General features: G+C 69.4%; 15 protein-coding genes. 7 read left to right on the plus strand and 8 right to left on the minus strand.

What is annotated here, in order from left to right; all coding sequences use genetic code 11:
* Nucleotides 1-5 precede the first annotated feature (5 nt).
* The 4 genes from U742_RS0113995 (at nt 6) to U742_RS0114010 (ending at nt 3,243) form a co-directional block, all read left to right on the plus strand.
* Nucleotides 6-425, plus strand: a complete 420-nt coding sequence (locus U742_RS0113995; RefSeq protein ID WP_029354045.1) for a ribulose bisphosphate carboxylase small subunit — start codon at nt 6-8, stop codon at nt 423-425.
* A 264-nt stretch (nt 426-689) separates the two neighbouring features.
* Nucleotides 690-1,643, plus strand: coding sequence for a CbbX protein (cbbX, locus tag U742_RS0114000; RefSeq protein WP_029354047.1), 954 nt, complete (start codon nt 690-692; stop codon nt 1,641-1,643).
* A 195-nt stretch (nt 1,644-1,838) separates the two neighbouring features.
* Nucleotides 1,839-2,519 carry a ribulose-phosphate 3-epimerase gene (rpe, locus tag U742_RS0114005; RefSeq protein WP_029354049.1) on the plus strand — a complete coding sequence of 227 codons (681 nt, stop codon included), beginning with the start codon at nt 1,839-1,841 and terminating at the stop codon, nt 2,517-2,519.
* Nucleotides 2,520-2,523: 4 nt separating this feature from the next.
* Nucleotides 2,524-3,243 (plus strand): HAD-IA family hydrolase, encoded by a 720-nt coding sequence (locus U742_RS0114010; RefSeq protein ID WP_038361577.1) that lies wholly within the window; start codon nt 2,524-2,526, stop codon nt 3,241-3,243.
* Nucleotides 3,244-3,247: 4 nt separating this feature from the next.
* Here U742_RS0114010 and U742_RS0114015 read toward each other — a convergent pair whose 3' ends face one another.
* A complete protein-coding gene (locus tag U742_RS0114015) occupies nt 3,248-4,843 on the minus strand; it encodes an acyltransferase family protein (RefSeq protein WP_081853002.1) in 1,596 nt (531 codons plus the stop codon).
* Here U742_RS0114015 and pepN point away from each other — a divergent pair.
* A complete protein-coding gene (gene pepN / locus U742_RS0114020; protein WP_029354056.1) occupies nt 4,748-7,396 on the plus strand; it encodes an aminopeptidase N in 2,649 nt (882 codons plus the stop codon). The two genes, U742_RS0114015 and pepN, sit on opposite strands and share 96 nt — an antisense overlap.
* A 63-nt stretch (nt 7,397-7,459) precedes the next feature.
* A complete protein-coding gene (locus U742_RS0114025; protein ID WP_029354058.1) occupies nt 7,460-8,950 on the plus strand; it encodes a GGDEF domain-containing protein in 1,491 nt (496 codons plus the stop codon).
* Here U742_RS0114025 and fae read toward each other — a convergent pair.
* Complete coding sequence (gene fae, locus U742_RS0114030; RefSeq protein WP_029354060.1) at nt 8,944-9,483, minus strand: formaldehyde-activating enzyme; 540 nt, start codon at nt 9,481-9,483, stop codon at nt 8,944-8,946. The genes U742_RS0114025 and fae overlap by 7 nt on opposite strands.
* Before the next feature lie 261 nt (nt 9,484-9,744).
* Here fae and U742_RS0114035 point away from each other — a divergent pair, with 261 nt between their 5' ends.
* Nucleotides 9,745-12,057, plus strand: a complete 2,313-nt coding sequence (locus U742_RS0114035) for a PAS domain-containing sensor histidine kinase (RefSeq protein ID WP_197028259.1) — start codon at nt 9,745-9,747, stop codon at nt 12,055-12,057.
* Nucleotides 12,058-12,069: 12 nt separating this feature from the next.
* Here the strand turns inward: U742_RS0114035 and U742_RS0114040 are convergent, their stop codons facing one another.
* The 6 genes from U742_RS0114040 to U742_RS0114065 all read right to left on the minus strand — a co-directional run bounded on the left by U742_RS0114040 (nt 12,070) and on the right by U742_RS0114065 (nt 20,373).
* Nucleotides 12,070-12,483, minus strand: coding sequence for a c-type cytochrome (locus tag U742_RS0114040; protein WP_051661174.1), 414 nt, complete (start codon nt 12,481-12,483; stop codon nt 12,070-12,072).
* Between the two features lie 227 nt (nt 12,484-12,710).
* Nucleotides 12,711-15,659, minus strand: coding sequence for a bifunctional [glutamine synthetase] adenylyltransferase/[glutamine synthetase]-adenylyl-L-tyrosine phosphorylase (locus U742_RS0114045; protein WP_248310365.1), 2,949 nt, complete (start codon nt 15,657-15,659; stop codon nt 12,711-12,713).
* Between the two features lie 195 nt (nt 15,660-15,854).
* Complete coding sequence (locus U742_RS0114050; RefSeq protein WP_029354067.1) at nt 15,855-17,255, minus strand: sensor histidine kinase; 1,401 nt, start codon at nt 17,253-17,255, stop codon at nt 15,855-15,857.
* Nucleotides 17,239-17,919: a response regulator transcription factor gene (locus U742_RS0114055; RefSeq protein WP_029354069.1), complete on the minus strand. Its 681-nt coding sequence runs from the start codon at nt 17,917-17,919 to the stop codon at nt 17,239-17,241. Before U742_RS0114055 ends, U742_RS0114050 begins: the two co-directional genes overlap by 17 nt.
* Before the next feature lie 281 nt (nt 17,920-18,200).
* Nucleotides 18,201-19,772 (minus strand): Do family serine endopeptidase, encoded by a 1,572-nt coding sequence (locus U742_RS0114060; protein ID WP_029354071.1) that lies wholly within the window; start codon nt 19,770-19,772, stop codon nt 18,201-18,203.
* A gap of 94 nt (nt 19,773-19,866) precedes the next feature.
* On the minus strand, nt 19,867-20,373 hold the full coding sequence (locus tag U742_RS0114065) for a cytochrome c-type biogenesis protein (protein WP_029354073.1): 507 nt from the start codon (nt 20,371-20,373) through the stop codon (nt 19,867-19,869).
* Nucleotides 20,374-20,377: the final 4 nt, after the last annotated feature.

The raw sequence follows: 20,377 nt of genomic DNA on the forward strand, positions 1-20,377 counted from the left end.
TCACCATGCGCATCACCCAGGGCGCCTTCTCCTTCCTGCCGGACCTCACGGACGAGCAGATCGCCAAGCAGATCCAGTACTGCATCAACAATGGCTGGGCCGTGAACATCGAGTTCACCGACGACCCGCATCCCCGCAACACCTATTGGGAGCTGTGGGGCCTGCCGATGTTCGACGTGAAGGACGCCGCCGGCGTCATGTTCGAGCTCAATGAATGCCGCAAGGCCTATGCCGGGCGCCACTACATCCGCGTCTCGGCCTTCGACGCCACCCACACCTGGGAGTCGGTGCGGCTCTCCTTCATCGTGAACCGGCCCGAGAACGAGCCCGGCTTCGCGCTGGAGCGGCAGGAAGTGGACGGGCGGAACATCCGCTACACGACCCGCCCCTACGCGGCGAACCAGCCCGAGGGCGCGCGCTACTGACACCCGTTTCGTGACCGAACTTCTTCGCAGCCGACCCGTTCCTCCCCGGCTGCGATAAGGACCGGTCCGGGATACCGCGCCCCGGACCGGTCCATTTTCTCTTCCCAACGAGCATCCTTCGAGGCTCGCGGAGCCTGTCCTCGGGCTTGCCAAAGGCAAGACCCGTGGGCTCGCACCTCAGGATGACGCTGCTCCTGTAGTGACGTCATCCTGAGGTGCCGGCCGGAGCCCGGCCTCGAAGGATGGGACCAGGAGCGACCAGCCATGGACGCCATCACCGAAGATCCGAAGACGGAAGCCCCGATCGCACCCGCGACGGAGGCCGTCGACCTCGCCGCCGAATTCGCGGAGACCGGCCTGTCCGAGGTGTTCGAGGAGCTCGACCGCGACCTCGTCGGCCTCGCCCCGGTCAAGAAGCGCCTGCGCGAGATCGCCGCGCTGCTGCTGGTCGACCGCGCCCGCGCCCGCTTCGGGCTGGAGGCGGCGAGCCCGACCCTGCATATGAGCTTCACCGGCAACCCCGGCACGGGCAAGACCACGGTGGCGCTGCGCATGGCGGAGATCCTCCACCGGCTCGGCTATGTGCGCAAAGGCCACCTCGTCACCGTCACGCGCGACGACCTCGTCGGCCAGTACATCGGCCACACCGCGCCGAAGACCAAGGAAATCCTCAAGCGCGCCATGGGCGGCGTGCTGTTCATCGACGAGGCCTATTACCTCTACCGGCCCGAGAACGAGCGCGACTACGGGCAGGAGGCGATCGAGATCCTCCTGCAGGTCATGGAGAACCAGCGCGACGACCTCGTCGTCATCCTCGCCGGCTATGCCGACCGCATGGAGCGCTTCTTCCACGCAAATCCCGGCTTCCGCTCGCGCGTCGCCCACCACATCGACTTCCCCGACTATTCGGAGGAGGAGCTGAACGCCATTGGCGGGCGCATCCTCGGGGCGATGAACTATGTGATGAGCCCGAAGGCGGAAGAGGCGTTCGCGCGCTACATCAGCCTGCGCAAGGAGCAGCCGCATTTCGCCAATGGCCGCTCGATCCGCAACGCGCTCGACCGCGCGCGGCTCAGGCAGGCGAACCGGCTGTTCACCGCCGGCCGGCCGGTCACCGCGCAGGACCTGCGCACGCTGGAGGCCGAGGACATCCTCGCCAGCCGCGTGTTCTCCGGCGGCATCGACAGCTATCCGCCGATCGGCGGCACGCACCCGTGATCCTTGGGAACACCGTCATCCTGAGGGTGCCCGGCCATCGGCCGGGCCTCGAAGGATGCTCGCCCCGCCCACCCGAACGGACATCCTTCGAGGCTCGCTGCGCTCGCACCTCGGGATGACGGTGCTCCCGATGGACGACGGTGCATGCATGAACCCGGCGATGAAGCACCGACGACTTCAAAGAGGACATCACCCATGACCACCCCCCTGATCGCCCCCTCCATGCTCGCTTCCGACTTCGCACGGCTCGGCGAGGAGGTGCGCGACGTCGTGGCGGCCGGCGCCGACTGGATCCATCTCGACGTCATGGACGGCCATTTCGTGCCGAACATCACCTTCGGGCCGGACGTCATCAAGGCGATCCGCCCCTATACCGACCGCGTGTTCGACGTGCATCTGATGATCGCGCCGGTCGAGCCCTATCTCGAGGCCTTCGCCAAGGCGGGGGCCGACATCATCACCGTGCAGGCCGAGGCGACCGACCATCTCGACCGCTGCCTGCAGGTGATCCGCTCGCTCGGCAAAAAGGCCGGCGTCGCGCTCAACCCGGCGACGTCGGAAAGCGCGGTCGCCTATGTGCTCGATAAGGTCGACCTGATCCTGCCGATGACGGTCAATCCCGGCTTCGGCGGGCAGGCCTTCATCCGCGACGTGCTGCCCAAGGTGGAGCGCCTGCGCGCCATGATCGGTGACCGGCCGATCCACCTGGAGATCGATGGCGGCGTGAATCCGGAGACCGGCGCGCTCTGCACCGCCGCGGGCGCCGACGTGCTGGTCGCCGGCTCCGCCGTCTTCAAGGGCGGCATCGAGGGCTACCGCGCCAATATCGCGGCGATCCGCTCGGCCGGCGCGAAGGCCGTGGCGAAGGCGGCCTGACGCCATGCGCGCGGACGTCATCATCTTCGATGTCGACGGCACGCTCGCCGAGACCGAAGAGGTGCACCGGCGCGCCTTCAACGAGGTGTTCGCGGACTTCGGCCTGAACTGGAGCTGGGACCAGCCGCTCTACCGCAAGCTGCTCGACGTCACCGGCGGCAAGGAGCGCATCGCCCATTACGTCGCCGCCTACGACCCGCCGGACGGGGCGCGGGCGCTCGCCGCCCTTGCCGAGCTGCACGCCGCCAAGAACCGGCGCTATGGCGAGCTCGTCGCGGAAGGCGCGGCGAAGCTGCGACCCGGCATCCGCCGGCTGATCGGCGAGGCGCGCCGGGGCGGCGTCCGGCTGGCGATTGCCACCACTACCAGCCTCGCCAATGTGGAATCCCTCCTTGCCGCCGCATTCGGCACCGAGGGGCGCGACATCTTCGAGGTGATCGGCGCCGGCGACATCGTGCCGGCCAAGAAGCCGGCGCCCGACATCTATCGCCACGTGCTCGACGCGCTGAGGGCGCCGAGCTTCGCCTCGATCGCCGTCGAGGATTCGCGCAACGGTCTCGATTCCGCCCGGGCGGCGGGACTGCCGACCATCGTCACGCCAAGCCTCTACACACGCCACCAGAGCTTCCCCGGCGCGCTCGCCGTGGTGCCGGACCTCGAAACCCCACCGGTGACGCTGCCGCTCATCGCCCGCTGGCGGGCCACCGAGGCGGAGCGGGACTGAGCCGTCAGCGATCGCGCACGGGGATCGGTACGGCCTCGGCCGGCAGCCGCCCGAGGGCGAGGCTGCGGCGGCCGCCCTCCTCGTAGCGCCGCGCCAGACGGTTGAGCCGGCCACGCCACGGGTCCTCGATGCGGGCATAGGTGAAGGCCGCGAGCGCCACCGTCACGACGAGGAAGCCGGCAAGCAGCGCCTGCGTCGCCATCGGGTGGCCGAGATCGTAGAGGTGCTTCACATAGCCCTCGACGACGACCTCGCGCCGCACCGTGATGCCGGCGGCCTCGCCATAGAGCCATACGCCATAGGCGAGCAGCACTAGCAGCGGGACGTGCACCATGTAGATCGAATAGGACCAGCGCCCGAGCGCGCGCAGCGGGCGTACCCGGAGCGCGCGCGACAGCGCCCCGCCCTCGCGCGCGAAGATCAGGATGGCGCAGCCGAACACCGCCGGAGCCAGCAGGCTCAGCGCATGCACCTTGTCCGGCCCATTGCCGGCGACGATGACGAACAGCCCGGCGATCGCCACCGCCGCGACTTCCGCGACGGTTGCGAATGGCAGCGCACGCGCGCGCATCCGCACATGCAGATGATAGGCGACCACCCCGGTGAAGAAGCCGGCGACGCAGCGCACGAGGCCGTAATCGGCGGTCGAGTTCATGTAGGACGGCGCCAGCGCCAGCAGCGCGAGGCTCGCGCCGGCCACCAGCAGGAGCGAGGCGGCGACCAGCCGCCGGCCGGACAGCACGATCACAGCCGCGAACAGGATGTAGGTGTACAGCTCGGCGCCGATGCTCCACGCCGGGCCGTTCCACGCGCTGCCATAGAGGCTCATCGAGTTGAGCAGCAGCGCGTTGAGCACCAGCGCCAGCAGCGAATAGCTGCCCGTATTGGCATGCACCGCGAGCTGGTCGGGGTACGGGCCGAAGAGATTGATCGCCATGATCGCGACCATCATCGCGAAGAGGATCGCGGCATGCAGCGGCCACAGCCGGCCGAAGCGCCTCAGGATGAAGCCGCCGACCTTGCGCGGCGCGTCGAGCCGGTCGCGATAGGCGTGGCACACCACGAAGCCGGAGAGCACGAAGAAAAAATCCACAAAAAGATAAGAATTCAAAATGAACGCACTTCGTATCGAATCCGCATTCATGACGAACGCAAAATGATATATCGCCACCATAACAGCGCAGATACCGCGCCAGGAATCGAGGGATTCAAATCGTTCTGGCGCACCGGTATCGGCCATACGATATCCTCCATTTCTGAATGTACTGTATTTTTCTACCGAAGTCGGCGGAATAAGAGCCGGATATAACGACTCATCTTGCTCACGGTTCCATCCGAACGTAGCGCAGAGACGGCCACATGATGGCGATGAAGCGGCGATTCCCCCCACCGCCGGAGGTCGCTTGAACCGATGTGAGGCGATGCGGGCTTCCGATCCGCCGACCGAGGGCCTACAGCTTTCATTGGCGCTATGGCCAGATTTCGTGCCGCCTGGAGTGATGCGATGCCGCTCGATCCCGAGCCCCAACCCGTCCGCCTCAGCGATTACCGGCCGCCGGACTGGCTGGTCGACACGGTCGATCTCGACGTGCGCCTGCATCCCAATGCGACGCGCATTCTCGCGCGCCTCGCCATGCGGCCGAACCCGAAAGGCCGCCCCGGCGCGCCGATCGTGCTCGACGGCGACGAGCTCGCCCTGAAGGCGATTTCCCTCGACAGCACGCCGCTCGCGGGAACGGCCTATGCGCTCGGCGAGCGCACGCTGACCATTCCCTCCCCGCCGGCGCGGGCGCTGGTGATCGAGATCGAGACGCTGGTGGACCCTTCCGCCAACACCAGCCTGATGGGCCTCTACCGCTCCAGCGGCACCTATTGCACGCAATGCGAGGCGGAAGGCTTTCGGCGCATCACCTTCTTCCCCGACCGTCCGGACGTACTCGCGGTCTACACGACCCGCATCGAGGCCGAGCGCGACGAGGCGCCGGTGCTGCTCGGCAACGGCAATCCGGTGGAGGCCGGCGAGATCCCCGGCACCACCCGCCACTACGCCATCTGGCACGATCCCTGGCCGAAGCCCTGCTACCTGTTCGCGCTGGTCGGCGGGCGGCTCGACCGGGTGAGCGCGCCCTTCGTCACCGCCTCGGGGCGCCATGTCGAGCTCGGCATCTATGTCGAGCCGGGCAAGGCCGGACGCGCCGGCTACGCGCTCGACGCGCTGGAGCGCTCGATGCGCTGGGACGAGGAGGCGTTCGGCTGCGAGTACGACCTCGACGTGTTCAACATCGTCGCCGTCGCCGACTTCAACATGGGCGCGATGGAGAACAAGGGCCTCAACATCTTCAACGACAAATACGTGCTCGCCAGCCCGGAGACCGCGACCGACGCGGACTATGCGAATATCGAGGCGATCATCGCCCACGAATATTTCCACAACTGGACCGGCAACCGCATCACCTGCCGCGACTGGTTCCAGCTCTGCCTGAAGGAAGGGCTGACCGTCTTCCGCGACCAGGAATTCTCCTCCGACCAGCGCTCGCGCCCGGTGAAGCGGATCGCCGACGTGCGGCTCCTGAAGAGCCACCAGTTCCCCGAGGACGGCGGCCCGCTGGCGCATCCGGTACGCCCGCAGACCTATCGCGAGATCAACAACTTCTACACGGCGACCGTCTACGAGAAGGGCGCCGAGGTGGTGCGGATGCTGAAGACCCTGCTGGGGCCGGAGAGCTTCCGCGCCGGCATGGACCTCTATTTCGAGCGCCACGACGGCGACGCGGCGACCATCGAGGACTTCCTCGCCTGCTTCGCCGACGCCACCGGCACCGACCTCACCCAGTTCGCGCTGTGGTACGCGCAGGCCGGCACGCCGCTGGTCACCGCCTCGGGCGAATGGGACCGGCAGGCCCGCACCTATCGGCTCGACCTCGCGCAGGCGGTGCCGCCGACCCCCGGCCAGCCGACCAAGCTGCCGCTGGTGATCCCCCTCGCCTTCGGGCTGCTCGGGGCGGATGGCCACGACATGAAGGTCCTGCCGCCCGACGGCGGCAACGCGGCGCATGGCGTGCTGGTGCTGAACGAGGCACGGCAGAGCTTCCTGTTCCGCAATGTCGAGGAACGGCCGGTGCCTTCGCTCAACCGCGGCTTCTCGGCTCCGGTGAAGCTCGGCACCGATCTGTCGACCGACGACCTGCTCTTCCTGGCACGCCACGACCGCGATCCGTTCAACCGCTTCGAGGCGGCGCAGACGCTCGCCATGGCGCATCTCGTCGCGGCGACGGGGGCGACGCGCGAAGCCCGCCCGTCGGCCGCGCCCGCCGCGCTGATCGAGGCGCTCGGCTCGGTGCTTGGCGACGCCTCGCTCGATCCGGCCTTCGTCGCCCAAGCGCTGTCGGTTCCCTCCGAGAGCGACATCGCGCGCGAGATCGGCAGGGGCGTCGACCCCGACGCCGTGCTCGCCGCGCGCACCACGCTCCGGCAGGCGCTCGGCACGGCGCTCGGCCACGAGCTCGTGGCGACCTATGAGCGGCTGTCCGTGCCGGACCCCTATGTGCCGGACGCGGCCTCGGCCGGGCGGCGGTCGCTGAAGAACATGTGCCTCGACCTCCTGGCGACCGCCGGCGCCGGCGACGGGGTCGCCCGCGCCCTCGCGCTCTACCGCGCCGCCGACAACATGACGGACCGCTTCTCCGCCCTGTCCACGCTGGCGCATTCCGCCAGGGACGCGCGCGAGGAGGCGCTGGCGGACTTCTACGAGCGGTTCCGCGACGAGCCGCTGGTGGTCGACAAATGGCTCGCCCTGCAGGCGCAGATCGCCGAGCCGGGAACGCTCGACCGGGTGCGCGCACTGACCAAGCATGCCGCCTTCTCCATGGGCAACCCGAACCGCGTGCGGTCGCTGATCGGCACCTTCGCCGGCGCCAATCCCACCCAGTTCCACCGCGCCGACGGCGCCGGGCACAGCTTCGTCGCCGACACCGTGCTGACGCTCGACGGCCGGAACCCGCAGGTCGCGGCGCGCCTGCTCGCCGCCTTCAAGAGCTGGCGCTCGCTGGAGACCGTGCGCCGGAATTCGGCCGAGGCGGCCCTGAAGCGGGTCGCCGACACGCCGGGGCTGTCGCCCGACGTGTCCGACATCGCGACACGCTCGCTGGCATGAAATCTGCGTCCGATCTCTGCTATAAGGGAGCCAGTTGACGGCAGGCGGGACTTCGAGAGTTTCATGAAGGCGACGAAGTCTCCGCCCGGCTCACGGTCGACAGGCAAGCGGGCCGCCTCGCCGCCGGACGTGGCGGAGGTCTATGAGCACGCGCCGGTGGCGCTCTGCGTCATCGATCCCGCCTTGCGCTACGTCGCCGCCAATGACTGCTTCGCGCGCCTGCTGGAGCGCGCCGCCGGGGACGTGGTGGGCCGCTCGGTGGAGGAATGCGCCCCCTTCGCGGTGGATGCCGTCCGCCAGAAGCTGGCGCGGGCGGCGGCGGGCCTCGCGGTACCGCCGCGCGAATTCCACCACCCGGAGAGCGGCCGCAGCTTCCTCATCCATACCAGCGTGCTGCGCGACGGGGCGGGAAACGTCAGCGGGCTGTCGATCGCGCTCGTCGACATCACCGAGCGCAAGCAGGCGGAGTCGGACCTCGCCCGCGCCGACGAGCGCAGCGCCTTCGCGCTGGAGAGCGCCGGGCAATGGGTGTGGGAGCTCGACGTGCCGAGCAACACGGTCTGGCGTTCCCCGCACTGGAAGAAGCTGCTCGGCTACCGGAGAGACGAAAGCACCGCCGATGACGAGGACCTCGCCTGGAAGATCGTGCACCCGGCCGATCGCGCGCGCGCCAGCCGGGCGCTGGCGCGAATCCTCTCCGGCGGAGAGCGCCAGTTCGAGGCCACCTACCGCATCCGCCACAAGGACGGGCGCTGGCGCTGGGTGCTGAGCCGCGGCTCGGTGGTGGAATTCGCCGCGGACGGCTCACCGCTCAGGGTGCTGGCGACCAGCGTCGACATCACCCGCCAGAAGCATGTCGAGGAGGAGCTCGCGGCCACGGTGCGCCAGCGCCGGGCGCTGGAGAGCGAGCTGATCCGCGCCAACCGGCGGCTCACCATGCTCTCCGAGATGGATCCGCTGACCGAGCTGCCGAACCGGCGCAAGTTCGACACCGTGCTCGGCCGCGAGTTCCGGCGCACGCAGCGCGGCCGCCCGTCCATGGCGCTGGTGATGATCGACGTCGACCACTTCAAGAATTTCAACGATCTCTACGGCCACCCTGCCGGCGACGAGTGCCTGTGCCGGGTCGCGGAGGCGCTGCGCGACACGCTGCGGCGCTCCGGCGACATCGTCAGCCGCTATGGCGGCGAGGAATTCGCCGCCGTGCTGACCGACACCGACGAGGTCGGGGCCATCGAGATCGCCGCGCGCATGGCCGGGTGCGTGCGCGCGCTCGCCATCGCCCATGCCGGCAGCCCGCACGGCTTCGTGACGGTCAGCATAGGGCTCAGCACGTTCATGCCGGACGCGAGCGACGACCCCGCCTCGTCACGAAATCTCATGCGCGCGGCCGACAAGGCGCTCTACGCCGCCAAGGAGGGCGGGCGCAGCCGCTTGGCGATCGGCCGGCTCGCCTCGGACAGCGAGATCAAGGTCGAGCTCGTCGCCGGCGGCGGGCTCGGCACCGATCCGGGCGGCGTGCCGGATGCCGCCGCCCGCAGCCCCGTTCAGTAGTCGACCACGCCGTCGAGCGCGTAGTGCTTGACGCTCTTGCGGTTGGCGATGAGCTGATCGACCGTCGGCTCGCCCTTCATGGCGCGGTCGAGCGCGATCTTCATCGCCTCATAATTGGTGCGGTAGAGGTCGGCCTTGTCGAGGTTGGCATCCTCGGCGCAGCGCGGATCGAGCCACACCATCACGATCATGCAGATCTCGTCGGCCTGATCCTTCGGCAGGATGCCCTCGGCGAGCGCGTCGACGATGGCATCGCCGATGGCGCCCTGCACGACGCCGCCGAGCAGGTCGACATATTCCAGCGTGTGGATGGTCGCCTTGGTGGTCATCATCGTCGCCGGGCGCACCATCTGGTTGAGGTCGCGCACCACGAACATGCGGGTGTGGCCCTGCACCTGGCCCATCATCGACGCGAAGGCATGGCCGGCCGGGCCGCGCACCGACCCGATCAGCACTTCCGGCATCGCATCGGTGAACTGGCCGTCGGCGGCGAGCACCGTCGCCTCGCCGGTGCGGAACCATATGTCGCTCATCACTTTCCTCCGGAAATCCCGCGCGGGCCGCAAAGCCGGCCGCCGCAACGGGCGAGCGCATAGCATCCGGCCCGGTCCGGCGTCGAGCGGGGCAGCCGCGGCACATCGTTCCGCGCCTCAAGGTTGTCGAAACGGTAACTTGACTCTCAAGGACTCTGGACTGGTGCCGACGATTCGATTCAAATCGTAGTGATTCGGAGAGATGCGGCACGTCCCTCCGTTCACGTGGGACAGTAATACGGACTTCGGGGGAGGCCGGCGATGGCACGCGCCAACGCTGCGGGCGCGTCTGCGCGTGTGCAGGCCATGCGAGGGCTGGCACGCTCTGTGGCGAAACCAGCCTATCAACGGCTGGTCGACGCCGAACCCATCCTGCGCCGTACCGTTCCCGCCCTGATCGTCGCCTTCACCGTCATCGTCGCGGTCGCCGCGGTCATCCAGATCCGCGCGCATCATGCCGAAGCCGTCGCCGACGCCAAGGACCAGCTCGCCCTGTTCGTGCTGGCGACGGCCCATCAGGTCGGCCGCTCCGGGAACGACGCCTCGCCCGAGCAGCAGTTGCAGAACGCGCTGCCGCCGCGCGCCGCCGAAAGCGGCCGGCGCTTCGCGCTGATCGACGGCGGCGGGCGTGTGGTCGCCGTGCATGACGGCGCGGCGCGCGGCGTCGCCGCCTTCAGCGACCTGCTCGCCAACATCCAGGCCCTCGCCGTCTTCGCCGAGAATGCCGGCGTGCTCGACGTCGCGCTGGGCGACGGCACGCCCGTCTTCGCCACGGTCCGCAACCTGCCGAACGGCACGGGCCAGGTGATGGCGCTGCAGCCGGTGCGCACCGCGCTCGCCACCTGGCGATCCGACACCATCCTCACCGTCACGCTGCTCACCACTACCGGCGCCGTGCTGCTGATCCTCGGCTTCGCCTTCCACTGGCAGGCGACGCGGGCGCGCGAAGCCGACAACATCTACGACACGGTGCGCGAGCGCATCGACACCGCGCTCAGCAGCGGGCGCTGCGGCCTGTGGGACTGGGACATGGGCCGCGGGCGGATGTTCTGGTCAGACTCCATGTTCGAGATCCTCGGCCACGAGCCGCGCGACGAGCTCATCTCCTTCGGCGAGGTGAGCGCGCTGATCCATCCGGACGACGTCAACCTCTACGAGCTCGCCAAGGAGATCGCCAGCGAGCCGGGGCGCATCATCGACCGCATCTTCCGCATGAAGAACGCCGCAGGCGAATGGCTCTGGCTGCGCGCCCGCGCCGAGGTGGTGGCGCAGGCCAATGGCGAGCCGCCGCATCTCGTCGGCATCGCTGTCGACGTCACCGAGGAGCAGCGCCTCGCCGAGCGCACCGCCACCGCAGACATACGCCTGCGCGACGCCATCGAGACCATCTCCGAGTCCTTCGTGCTGTGGGACAGCTTCAACCACCTCGTGATGTGCAACTCGAAGTTCCAGTCGCTGCACGGTCTCGCCGACGAGCTCACCTTGCCCGGCACGCCCTATCAGGCGATCGCCCGCCATGCGCGCCAGCCGGTGGTGCGCACTCCCTTGAAATCCGAGGACCGGCCGGAGGAAGGTGCTCGCGCCTTCGAAGCGCAGATCGAGAGCGGCCGCTGGCTCAAGATCGCTGAGCGGCGCACCAAGGACGGCGGCTTCGTCTCGGTCGGCACCGACATCACCGCGCTGAAGCGCCACGAAGAGCGGCTGATGGAGAGCGAGAAGCGGCTGATGGCGCTGGTCGCCGACCTGCGCAAATCGCAGCAGACGCTCGAATTCCAGGCCCAGCAGCTCGCCGAGCTGGCGCAGAACTACGCCGACGAGAAGACCCGGGCCGAGCAGGCCAACCGGGCGAAGTCAGAATTCCTCGCCAATATGAGCCACGAGCTGCGCACCCCGCTCAACGCCATCATCGGCTTCTCGGAGCTGATGGAAAGCGGCCTGTTCGGCCCGCTCGGCTGCGACAAGTACGGTGAATACTGCCGCGACATCCGCGACAGCGGGCGCTATCTGCTCGACGTCATCAACGACATTCTCGACATGTCGCGCATCGAGGCCGGCCGGGTGCAGCTCAACATGCAGCCGATGCGGCTCGACGAGGTGGTGGCGGATGCGGTGCGCGTCATGGCCGTGCGCGCCGAGGAGAAGAAGCTCGCCGTCGTCACCGAGGTGGATGCCGACGTCACCTTGGAGGCGGACAAGCGGGCGCTGAAGCAGATCACCCTCAACCTGCTGTCCAACGCCATCAAGTTCACGCCCGAAGGCGGACAGATCGCGCTGCGCACGCGCCTCACCAAGCAGTCGGCGCTGTTCGTGGTGGAGGATACCGGCATTGGTATCCCGAAGGGCGCGCTCGCCAAGATCGGCAAGCCGTTCGAGCAGGTCGAGAGCCAGTTCACCAAGACCTACAAGGGCAGCGGCCTCGGCCTCGCCATCGCCAAGTCGCTGATCGAGCTGCATGGCGGCACCATGCGCATCCGCTCCACGGAAGGCTCCGGCACCACGGTGATCGTCCGCCTGCCGCTCAATGGCCGGCTGGGCCGGACCTACCGCGCCTCGCTGGAGGACGTCACCGCCTGAGCACCCGGCGCCTCAGGGCGCGGTCAGCGTCCGCGAGAGCATGGTCTTGTCGAACGGCTTGTCGCCGGCCGGCAGACCGTTCTTCTGCAGGATGTAGGCGGTGATCGGCAGCAGCGTGGAATCGGGCAGCGAGCCGGGATTGGTCGCCGGCATGGCGCTGTGCTCGAAGCCGTAGAGATTCGACAGCGGCTGGTTGCCCCATTTGTCGAGGAAGGCCTTGCCGATCAGCGCCGGTCCCAGGGCGCCGGTCAGATCTGGCCGATGACATTGCGCGCAGTTGTCGTTGAACAGGATCATGCCCTGGCTGGCCTGATCCTGCGTGTAGAAGCCGGCGGCCGGCGTCTGGGCGCCGGCGAGCGAAAGTCCGGCGGTCGCGGCGGCGGCACCGGCCAGCGCACAGGCCATCAGGATCGTGGAACGATGCATGTCTTCCTCCCGAGAGCATTTTCCGCGAAAGTTTGATCGACTTTCGCGATCAGAAAATGCTCCAGCCAATTGAATCGAGAGCGCTTTCTTGTCGATCAGGTGATTCCACCTGATCGGAAAGAGCTCTCGCCGTCCGGCTTGGCGCGGACGTGCCGATCCTAGTTTAGAGGAAGACCAAGGTAAGCGACACGCCGCGCGAACCGGTGTCCGCTTGGCTCGAAAACGCTCTAGGCGCGCTTGCGCCGGCGCTTGGCCGCCGGTGCCTCCAGCAGGCGCTCGAAGGCGGCCCGCACCTGCGCCTGCGTCTCCGCCAAATGCGCCTCCAGCGTCGAGAAGTCCGGCATGGCGCCGGCGCGGGCGAGCAGGCGGCGCAATGCCGGGCTCGCCTCGGCCGGCTTGAAGGGTGCGGAGACGGCGAGCCGCAGCACCTGCGTCAGGTCGTGCAGCAGGCGGCAGGCATCGCCCAGCAACTGCCCGTCCTGCGCGTCGATGAGCCCGGCCCGCGTGGCGTTGGCGATCACCCGCGCGGTCGCGGTGTCGATGATGTCCGGGTGCCCCGCGGCGTGAGCGAGGACGAGATATTGGGCGATGAACTCGATATCGACGAGGCCGCCGCGTGCATATTTCAGGTCCCAGCGCTCGCTGTCGCCCTTGTCGTCGGCGATGGCGCCACGCATGTCGAGGATATCGGCGGCGGTGCGGGCCGCATCGCGCGGACGGCGCAGCACGCGGGCGATCGCCGCCTCCACCTTCTTCCGGAAGGCCGGCGAGGCGGAGACCACGCGGGCGCGGGTGAGCGCCATATGCTCCCAGGTCCAGGCCTCGTCGCTCTGATAGGTGACGAAGCCGGAAAGCCGCGTCGCCACCGGCCCGGCCCGGCCGGAGGGGCGCAGCCGCAGATCCACCTCATAGAGCTGGCCGGCATTGGTCGGGGTGGTGAGCGCGGAAACGAGCCGCTGCGTCAGCCGCGCGAAATACTGCGCGCCATAGAGCTTGCGCGGCCCCGCCGATTCCGGGTGCTTGTCGTCGAACTCGTAGAGCACGATGAGGTCGAGGTCGGAGCCGGCGGTCATCTCGCGCCCGCCGAGCTTGCCCATGGCGAGCACCGCGACCTCGGCGCCCTTCAAGGCGCCGTGCGCCTCGGTGAAACGCTCCACGACGGAGCGGTGGAGCGCGCGGATGAGCACGTCGGCGAGCCGCGCGAAGGCCTCGCCCGCCTGCGCCGCCGGCAGGGTGCCGGAGAGGATGCGCACGCCGATCAGCACGTGCTGCTCCTGCCGGAAGCGGCGGGCGCGGTCGAGCAGGTCCTCCTCGTCCTCGGCATCGGCGAGCAGCGCGGCGAGCCGCGCCTCCAGCGCCGCCTCGTCCGGCAAAGCGCCGAAGAAGGCGGGATCGAGCAGCGCGTCGATCAGGGTCGGACGGTGCGCCAGCATCTCGCCGAGGCGCGGCGCGGTGCCGAGGATGGTCGCCAGCAGCCGCACCAGATCGGGATTGCGGGCGAGCGCCGAGAGCAGCCGCACGCCGACCGGCAGCTCCTGCAGGAAGCGGTCCGCCGCCACCAGCGCCGCGTCCGGCGCGCCGCCGCGCGCCAGCTCGTCCAGCAGCAGCGGCACGATGGCGGAAAGATGCTCGCGCGCGGTGGGGTTCTTCAGCGCGCGGTATCGTCCGGCCCGCCAGCCGCGCACGATGGCGCTGGCCGCCTTCGGCTCGGCATAGCCGAGGCGATGCAGCGTCGCCAGCGTCTCGCGGTCGTCGGCCTTCGCCGGGAATTCGAGGCGCCCCTCGATCGCCGCGCGGGGCGGGGCGCCCTCGAACAGCTTCGAATAGTGGTGCTGGACGCGGGTGAGCCGCTCGACCAGCGCCTTGGCGAAGGCGTCGCGCGACTTGTAGCCCATGAACAGCGCGAACCGCGCCAGCTCCTCCTTGTCCTCGGGCAGGGAATGGGTCTGCGCGTCGGCGACCATCTGCAGCCGGTGCTCGACGCGGCGCAGATAGAGATAGGCCTCGTGGAGCTCGTCGCGCGCCTGCGAGACGATCCACCCCTCGGCGGCGAGGCGGTCCAGCGCCTCCAGCGTGCGCGGCGAGCGTAGCGCCGGATCGCGGCCGCCGGCGATGAGCTGCTGGGTCTGCACGAAGAACTCGATCTCGCGGATACCGCCGCGCCCGAGCTTGACGTTGTGGCCTTCCACCGCCACCGCCGCGTGACCGCGAAAGGCGTGGATCTCCTGCTTCATGGCGTGCACGTCGGCGACCGCCGCATAGTCGAGCGCGCGGCGCCAGACGAAGGGCTGGAGCTGGCGCAGGAAGGCGTAGCCGAAGGCGATGTCGCCGGCGATGGGGCGCGCCTTGATATAGGCCGCGCGCTCCCAGGTGGCGCCTTCGCGCTCGTAATAGTCGAGCGCGGCGTCGATCGAGAGCGCGATCTGCGTCGAGGCCGGGTCCGGCCGCAGGCGCAGGTCGACGCGGGCGACATAGCCATCGCCGGTGCGCTCCTGGATGAGGCGCACAAGCTGCTTGGTCAGCCGCACGAAGAATGGCGCGGCCTCGACGCTGCCGGCGAGCGGGGCGGCGGGGTCGTAGACGACGACGAGATCGACGTCGCTCGAATAGTTCAGCTCATGGGCGCCGTGCTTGCCCATGGCGATGACGGCATAGCCGGACCCCTCCCCGTTCGGGCCGACCACCTTGCGCAGCTTCTTGGCCGCCACCGCCTCGCGCATCAGGAAGCCGACGGCGGCGGCGATCGCCGTATCGGCGGTGTCGGTGAGGGCGCCGGTCACCGCGTCGAGGTCGAAGGTGCCGCCGATGTCGGCCAGCGCGACGGTCAGCGCGGTCTCGGCGCGCAGCGCCCGGACTTCGCGCATCAGCTCGTCCTCGTCGCGGGTGGCGCCGGCGCGCTGCGTCGCGCCCGCCCGCGCGGCGGCGAGGCCCGCCACCGGATCAGAGGAGAGGATGCGGAAGAGCCGCGCCGGATCGGCGCGGATCAGGTCGGTGAGGAAGGGAGCGTTCTCGGCCACCGATTCGAGAACGGTGCGGGCGGTCGGGTGTGCCGCGAGGAGCTTTCCAAGGCCGGTCCGGACCTTGGCCGGGGCAGCGGCGATCGCGTCGGCGAGCTGTCCGCTCGCATGTTCCGGCTCGCGAAGCCGCGGCGCCTCGACCATGCGGGAGGCGAGCATATCCCCGCCGCTATCGGCTCCTGCCCCGCGTCTTCCCGGCATCCGGTCTCCTTCTCTGGCTGGCCTGCCCAATTTTACAGCACACTCCTTTCCAAAGTGCAGCCCCGACGCTTGTGAAGGGCTGCCGCCTGCCGGGCTCACCGCACCTCGGTGCATCGTCATGGCCGGGCTTGTCCCGGCCGTGCCGGCGGGAGATCACGCCGGCGGCGTTTCCTCGAGCGGCAGCTCGATCACCACCCGCAGGCCCGGCGCGTTGTCTTCCAGCGCGATGGTGCCGCCATGCAGATGCACCACCGCCGCCACCAGCGACAGGCCGAGGCCGGAGCCCGGCTGCGTGCGGCTCGCCTCCAGCCGCACGAAGCGTTCGAGGGCGCGCACCCGGTCGGCCTCCGGAATGCCGGCGCCCTGATCGGCGACGACGAGGCGCGCGCGGGCTCCCTCGCGGCTCGCGGTGATGGTGACCTTGTTCCGCGTCGCGGGCAGGTCCGGGCGGCTGTATTTGATCGCGTTGTCGATGAGGTTCGACAGCGCCTGCCCGATCAGCTCGCGGGCGCCGCGCACCGGCAGCGGCGGCTGCACCTCCACCACGAGGTCGAGCCCCTCCTCGTCGGCGACCGGCTCGTAGAGCTCGGCGACATTGGTCGCGGTCTCGGCGAGGTCGAACACCACCATCGCCTCGCGCGCCTGCCCGGCCTCGGCGCGGGCGATCATCAGGAGCGCGTCGAAGATGCGGATCAGCCCGTCGGATTCCTCGATGGTGCGCTCGGTGGCGGCGCGCCACTCCTCATCCTTGCCGGCGGTGCGCAGCGCGTCCTCGGCCTGGTTGCGCAGGCGGGTGAGCGGCGTCTTGAGGTCGTGGGCGATGTTGTCGGTCACCTCCCTCAGCCCCATCATCAGTGCCTCGATGCGCTCCAGCATGGCGTTGAGGCTCAGCGCGAGCCGGTCGAACTCGTCGCCGGTGCCGTCGACCGCGAGGCGGCCTGCGAGGTTGCCGGCCATGATGGTCTCGGAGGTCGCGGTCATCTGGTCGATGCGCTTCAGCACGCGGCGGGTGACGAACACGCCGCCGGCGAGGCCGAGCACCACCAGCACCACCAGCCCCCAGAGCGCCGGCTGGATGATGATGCGCCGCAGTTCCTCGCGCTCGACGATGTCGCGCCCGACCAGCGCGCGGAACTCGCCGGGGAGGAAGAGAACCTTGACCAGCGCCCGGCTGGGGGCGCCGCGCGCCTCCTCCGAGCGGACATATTCGATCTCCTTCCAGCCCGGCGATTCGAGGAAGTGCAGCGGCAGGTTCAGCACGTTGCCGGCCAGCGGCTCGCCGTTGAAGGAGGTGAGCAGATAGAGCCCGGCGCCCGGCGCGCGAGCGCGCCGGCTGACCACCTGCACCAGCCGGTTGATGCCGCCGACGCGGTACTGCTCTTCCAGAATCTGCGACTCGTTCTGGATCGCCTCGGTGGCCTGGCTGATGACCAGGCGCTGGGTGTGCCAGCCGAGATAGGCGATGACCGAGGCGGCGAACAGCGCGAAGGCGACGAGATAGGCCGCGATCAGCTTGAACGCGGTGGTGCGGAACAGCCTACCGAGCGATGTCACGGACGATGTACCCCGCCCCGCGCACCGTGTGCAGCAGCGGCGGCTCGAAGCCCTTGTCGATCTTGGAGCGCAGCCGCGACACGTGGACGTCGATCACGTTGGTCTGGGGATCGAAATGATAGTCCCAGACATTCTCCAGGAGCATGGTGCGGGTCACCACCTGCCCGGCGTGCCGCATGAGATATTCGAGCAGGCGGAATTCGCGCGGCTGCAGCACGATCTCCTGCCCGCCCCGGGTGACGCGATGGGCGAGCCGGTCGAGCTCCAGATCGGCGACGCGATAGACCGTGTCGGCCGCCTGCGGCCCGCCGCGCCGCGCCAGCGCCTCGACGCGCGCGAGCAGCTCGGAGAAGGCATAGGGCTTGGGCAGATAGTCGTCGCCGCCGGCGCGCAGGCCGGTGACGCGGTCGTCGACCTGGCCGAGCGCGGAGAGGATGAGGGTCGGCGTCTTGTCGCCGCGTCCTCGCAGCTCGGCGACCAGCGAAAGCCCGTCGCGGCGCGGCAGCATGCGGTCGACGATCAGCACGTCGTAGCCGCCGTCAAGCGCCAGCACGAGGCCCTCCTCGCCATCCGCCGCGTGGTCGACGACGTGGCCCGCCTCGCGGAAGGCCTTGCGGAGATAATCGGCGGCGTCGCGGTCGTCCTCGACGACGAGTAGGCGCATCGTGAAATCTTCGGCGTTCGGAGCGACGAGCGAGCGCTCGATCGGCTGATAATCGGACGTCGTCGTCGACGGGGCGGAGCTTATGTGGGCGGGATTCGTGCTCATGACCATGTACGCCATTTCGCGCCGTGCGCCTATCGGATGCGTGGTTCGGACGGGCTCTTTCGTAACGTCAGTCTCTGGAAGCAGCACGGGGAGCCCTCGCGAGCTCCCCGTGCGCCTATCGGTCCGGCTGCAACCCAAGGGGCGACGGAACGGGCCGCAGCCGGCCCCGATGGAAATCAGCCGCGCGGATTGCCGAGCGAGATCGCGACGAAGCGCGTGCCCTGCTCGGACTTCACCCGCATCAGCACCGCCTTGCGGTTTTCCTTGCGGGCCTCGGCGAGGCCGGCACGGACATCCGCCGGGGTCGAGACCGGCTTGCCGCCGACGTCGAGGATCACGTCGCCGGACTTGATGCCGCGATCGGCGGCCGGGCCGTTCGGATCGACCTCGGTTACCACCACGCCCAGATCACCGGCGCCGGCGACGCCCTTGGCGGGCGCCAGCGACAGGCCGAGGCGCGGCACGTCGCGGGTGCCCTGCTCGCCCTCATCCGAGCCGCCGCGGCGGTCGTTGGAGGCGACCTCGTTCGGGAGCTGCTCGAGGGTGACGCTGACCGTGGTCGGCTTGCCGTCGCGCAGCACGTCGAGCTTCACGCTGGTGCCCGGCTTCTGCTGGGCGATCTTGCGCGACATCTCGCGGGCGTCCTTGATCTTGACGCCGTCGATGGCGGTCACGATGTCGCCCGCCTTGAGGCCGGCCTTCTCGCCCGGCGTGCCGGACTGAACCTGCGCGATCAGCGCGCCCTGCACGTCCTTGAGGCCGAGCGCGTCGGCGACGTCGTCGCTGACCGGCTGGATCTGCACGCCGACATAGCCGCGCGCCACCGAGCCGCCGGACTTCAGCGCATCGACCACCTGCGAGACGGTCTCCGAGGGGATCGCGAAGGCGATGCCGACATTGCCGCCCGAGGGCGAGACGATGGCGGTGTTCACGCCGATGACCTCGCCGTTCAGACCGAAGGTCGGGCCGCCGGAATTGCCGCGGTTGATCGGGGCGTCGATCTGCAGGAAGTCGTCATAGGGACCCGAGCCGATGTCGCGGCCGCGCGCCGAGACGATGCCCGCCGTCACCGTGCCGCCGAGGCCGAACGGATTGCCGACCGCGATCACCCAATCACCGACGCGGGGGGCGGCGCCGGCGAGCTTCACCCACGGGAAGTCGCTCTTGCCCTCGACCTTCAGCAGGGCGATGTCGGTGCGCGGATCGGTGCCGATCACCTTGGCGGTGTAGGTCTTGCCGTCGGTGGTGGTCACGTCCACCTCGGAGGCGTCGTCGACCACGTGGTTGTTGGTCACGACATAGCCGTCGGCGGAGATGAAGAAGCCGGAGCCCTGACCGACCACGCGGCCATGCGGGCCGGGACGGCCGGGGCCACCACGCTCGGCGCCGGGGCCACCCTGGCCCGGACCGAAGCCGAAGCGGCGCATGAAGCGCTCGATCTGCGGGGGAACGTTCTGCGCGCCGGGCTCGTCATCGCCGGCCGCCATCTCGTCGGGAGCGTCCTTCTTCACCTTCACGCTGACGACGGCGGGGGAGACCTTCTCGACGATGTCGGCGAAGGAGAAGGTGCCGGCCGGCTGGCTGGTGGTGATCTGGGCGAGCGCGGGGGTCACCGTCTGCGGCAGCACATAGGCGCCGATCGTCCCGCCGGCGAGGGCGAGGGTGAACACGCCGGCGAGCAGCCGGCTGCGGCTCTTGCGCAGGGTCGAGGTCTTCTGGGTGGATTCGGGAAGCGCGTTGCGCGGCATGGGAACGTCCTCGTTCGTCACTCTTGCTGCCTCCTGCGGGCAGTGTTGACGGGGACGTTAGGGGCCGTCGCCTTAACGCAAACTGGCGGGCGCGTTAAAGTTTCGTAAGGTCGGCGGGGGCCTTGCCGCCGGCCTCGTCTATGAGGCGGCCGAGCCGCCTCTCCTCGTCCGGCGTAAGCGGAGCCTGGCGGTCGGGACCGGCGCCGCGCCGGCGCGCATAGAGCAGCACGCCGGCGATCCCGGCGAGGAGCACGCCGAACGGCGCCAGCCAGAGCAGCACGTTCGCGCCGTGCCAGGTCGGGCGCATCAGCACGAACTCGCCATAGCGGGCGACGAGGAAATCGAGCACCTGCTGGTCGCTGTCGCCGGCTTTCAGCCGCTCGCGGACGATGATGCGCAGGTCGCGGGCGAGCGGGGCGTCGGAATCGTCGATCGACTGGTTCTGGCAGACCATGCAGCGCAGCTCGCGCGACAGATCGCGGGCGCGGGCCTCCATCTTCGGATCGGCCAGCACCTCGTCCGGCTGCACGGCATGGGCGGGGGCGGCGAGCGCCGCAGCCAGCAGCAGGCCGGCGAGCAGCCGCGCAGCGGGGGCGCGCATAGCC

It is taken from the genome of Allobosea sp. 117 (assembly GCF_000702305.1).
Lineage (GTDB): Bacteria > Pseudomonadota > Alphaproteobacteria > Rhizobiales > Xanthobacteraceae > Ancylobacter.

Excerpts from the sequence above, each read along its gene's own strand:
- U742_RS0113995 (WP_029354045.1), top strand. The coding sequence starts at position 6 with ATGCGCATCACCCAGGGCGCCTTCTCCTTCCTGCCGGACCTCACGGAC.
- cbbX (WP_029354047.1), top strand. The coding sequence starts at position 690 with ATGGACGCCATCACCGAAGATCCGAAGACGGAAGCCCCGATCGCACCC.
- rpe (WP_029354049.1), top strand. The coding sequence starts at position 1,839 with ATGACCACCCCCCTGATCGCCCCCTCCATGCTCGCTTCCGACTTCGCA.
- U742_RS0114010 (WP_038361577.1), top strand. The coding sequence starts at position 2,524 with ATGCGCGCGGACGTCATCATCTTCGATGTCGACGGCACGCTCGCCGAG.
- pepN (WP_029354056.1), top strand. The coding sequence starts at position 4,748 with ATGCCGCTCGATCCCGAGCCCCAACCCGTCCGCCTCAGCGATTACCGG.
- U742_RS0114015 (WP_081853002.1), bottom strand. The coding sequence starts at position 4,843 with ATGCAGGCGCACGTCGAGATCGACCGTGTCGACCAGCCAGTCCGGCGG.
- U742_RS0114025 (WP_029354058.1), top strand. The coding sequence starts at position 7,460 with ATGAAGGCGACGAAGTCTCCGCCCGGCTCACGGTCGACAGGCAAGCGG.
- fae (WP_029354060.1), bottom strand. The coding sequence starts at position 9,483 with ATGAGCGACATATGGTTCCGCACCGGCGAGGCGACGGTGCTCGCCGCC.
- U742_RS0114035 (WP_197028259.1), top strand. The coding sequence starts at position 9,745 with ATGGCACGCGCCAACGCTGCGGGCGCGTCTGCGCGTGTGCAGGCCATG.
- U742_RS0114040 (WP_051661174.1), bottom strand. The coding sequence starts at position 12,483 with ATGCATCGTTCCACGATCCTGATGGCCTGTGCGCTGGCCGGTGCCGCC.
- U742_RS0114045 (WP_248310365.1), bottom strand. The coding sequence starts at position 15,659 with ATGCTCGCCTCCCGCATGGTCGAGGCGCCGCGGCTTCGCGAGCCGGAA.
- U742_RS0114055 (WP_029354069.1), bottom strand. The coding sequence starts at position 17,919 with ATGCGCCTACTCGTCGTCGAGGACGACCGCGACGCCGCCGATTATCTC.
- U742_RS0114060 (WP_029354071.1), bottom strand. The coding sequence starts at position 19,772 with ATGCCGCGCAACGCGCTTCCCGAATCCACCCAGAAGACCTCGACCCTG.
- U742_RS0114065 (WP_029354073.1), bottom strand. The coding sequence starts at position 20,373 with ATGCGCGCCCCCGCTGCGCGGCTGCTCGCCGGCCTGCTGCTGGCTGCG.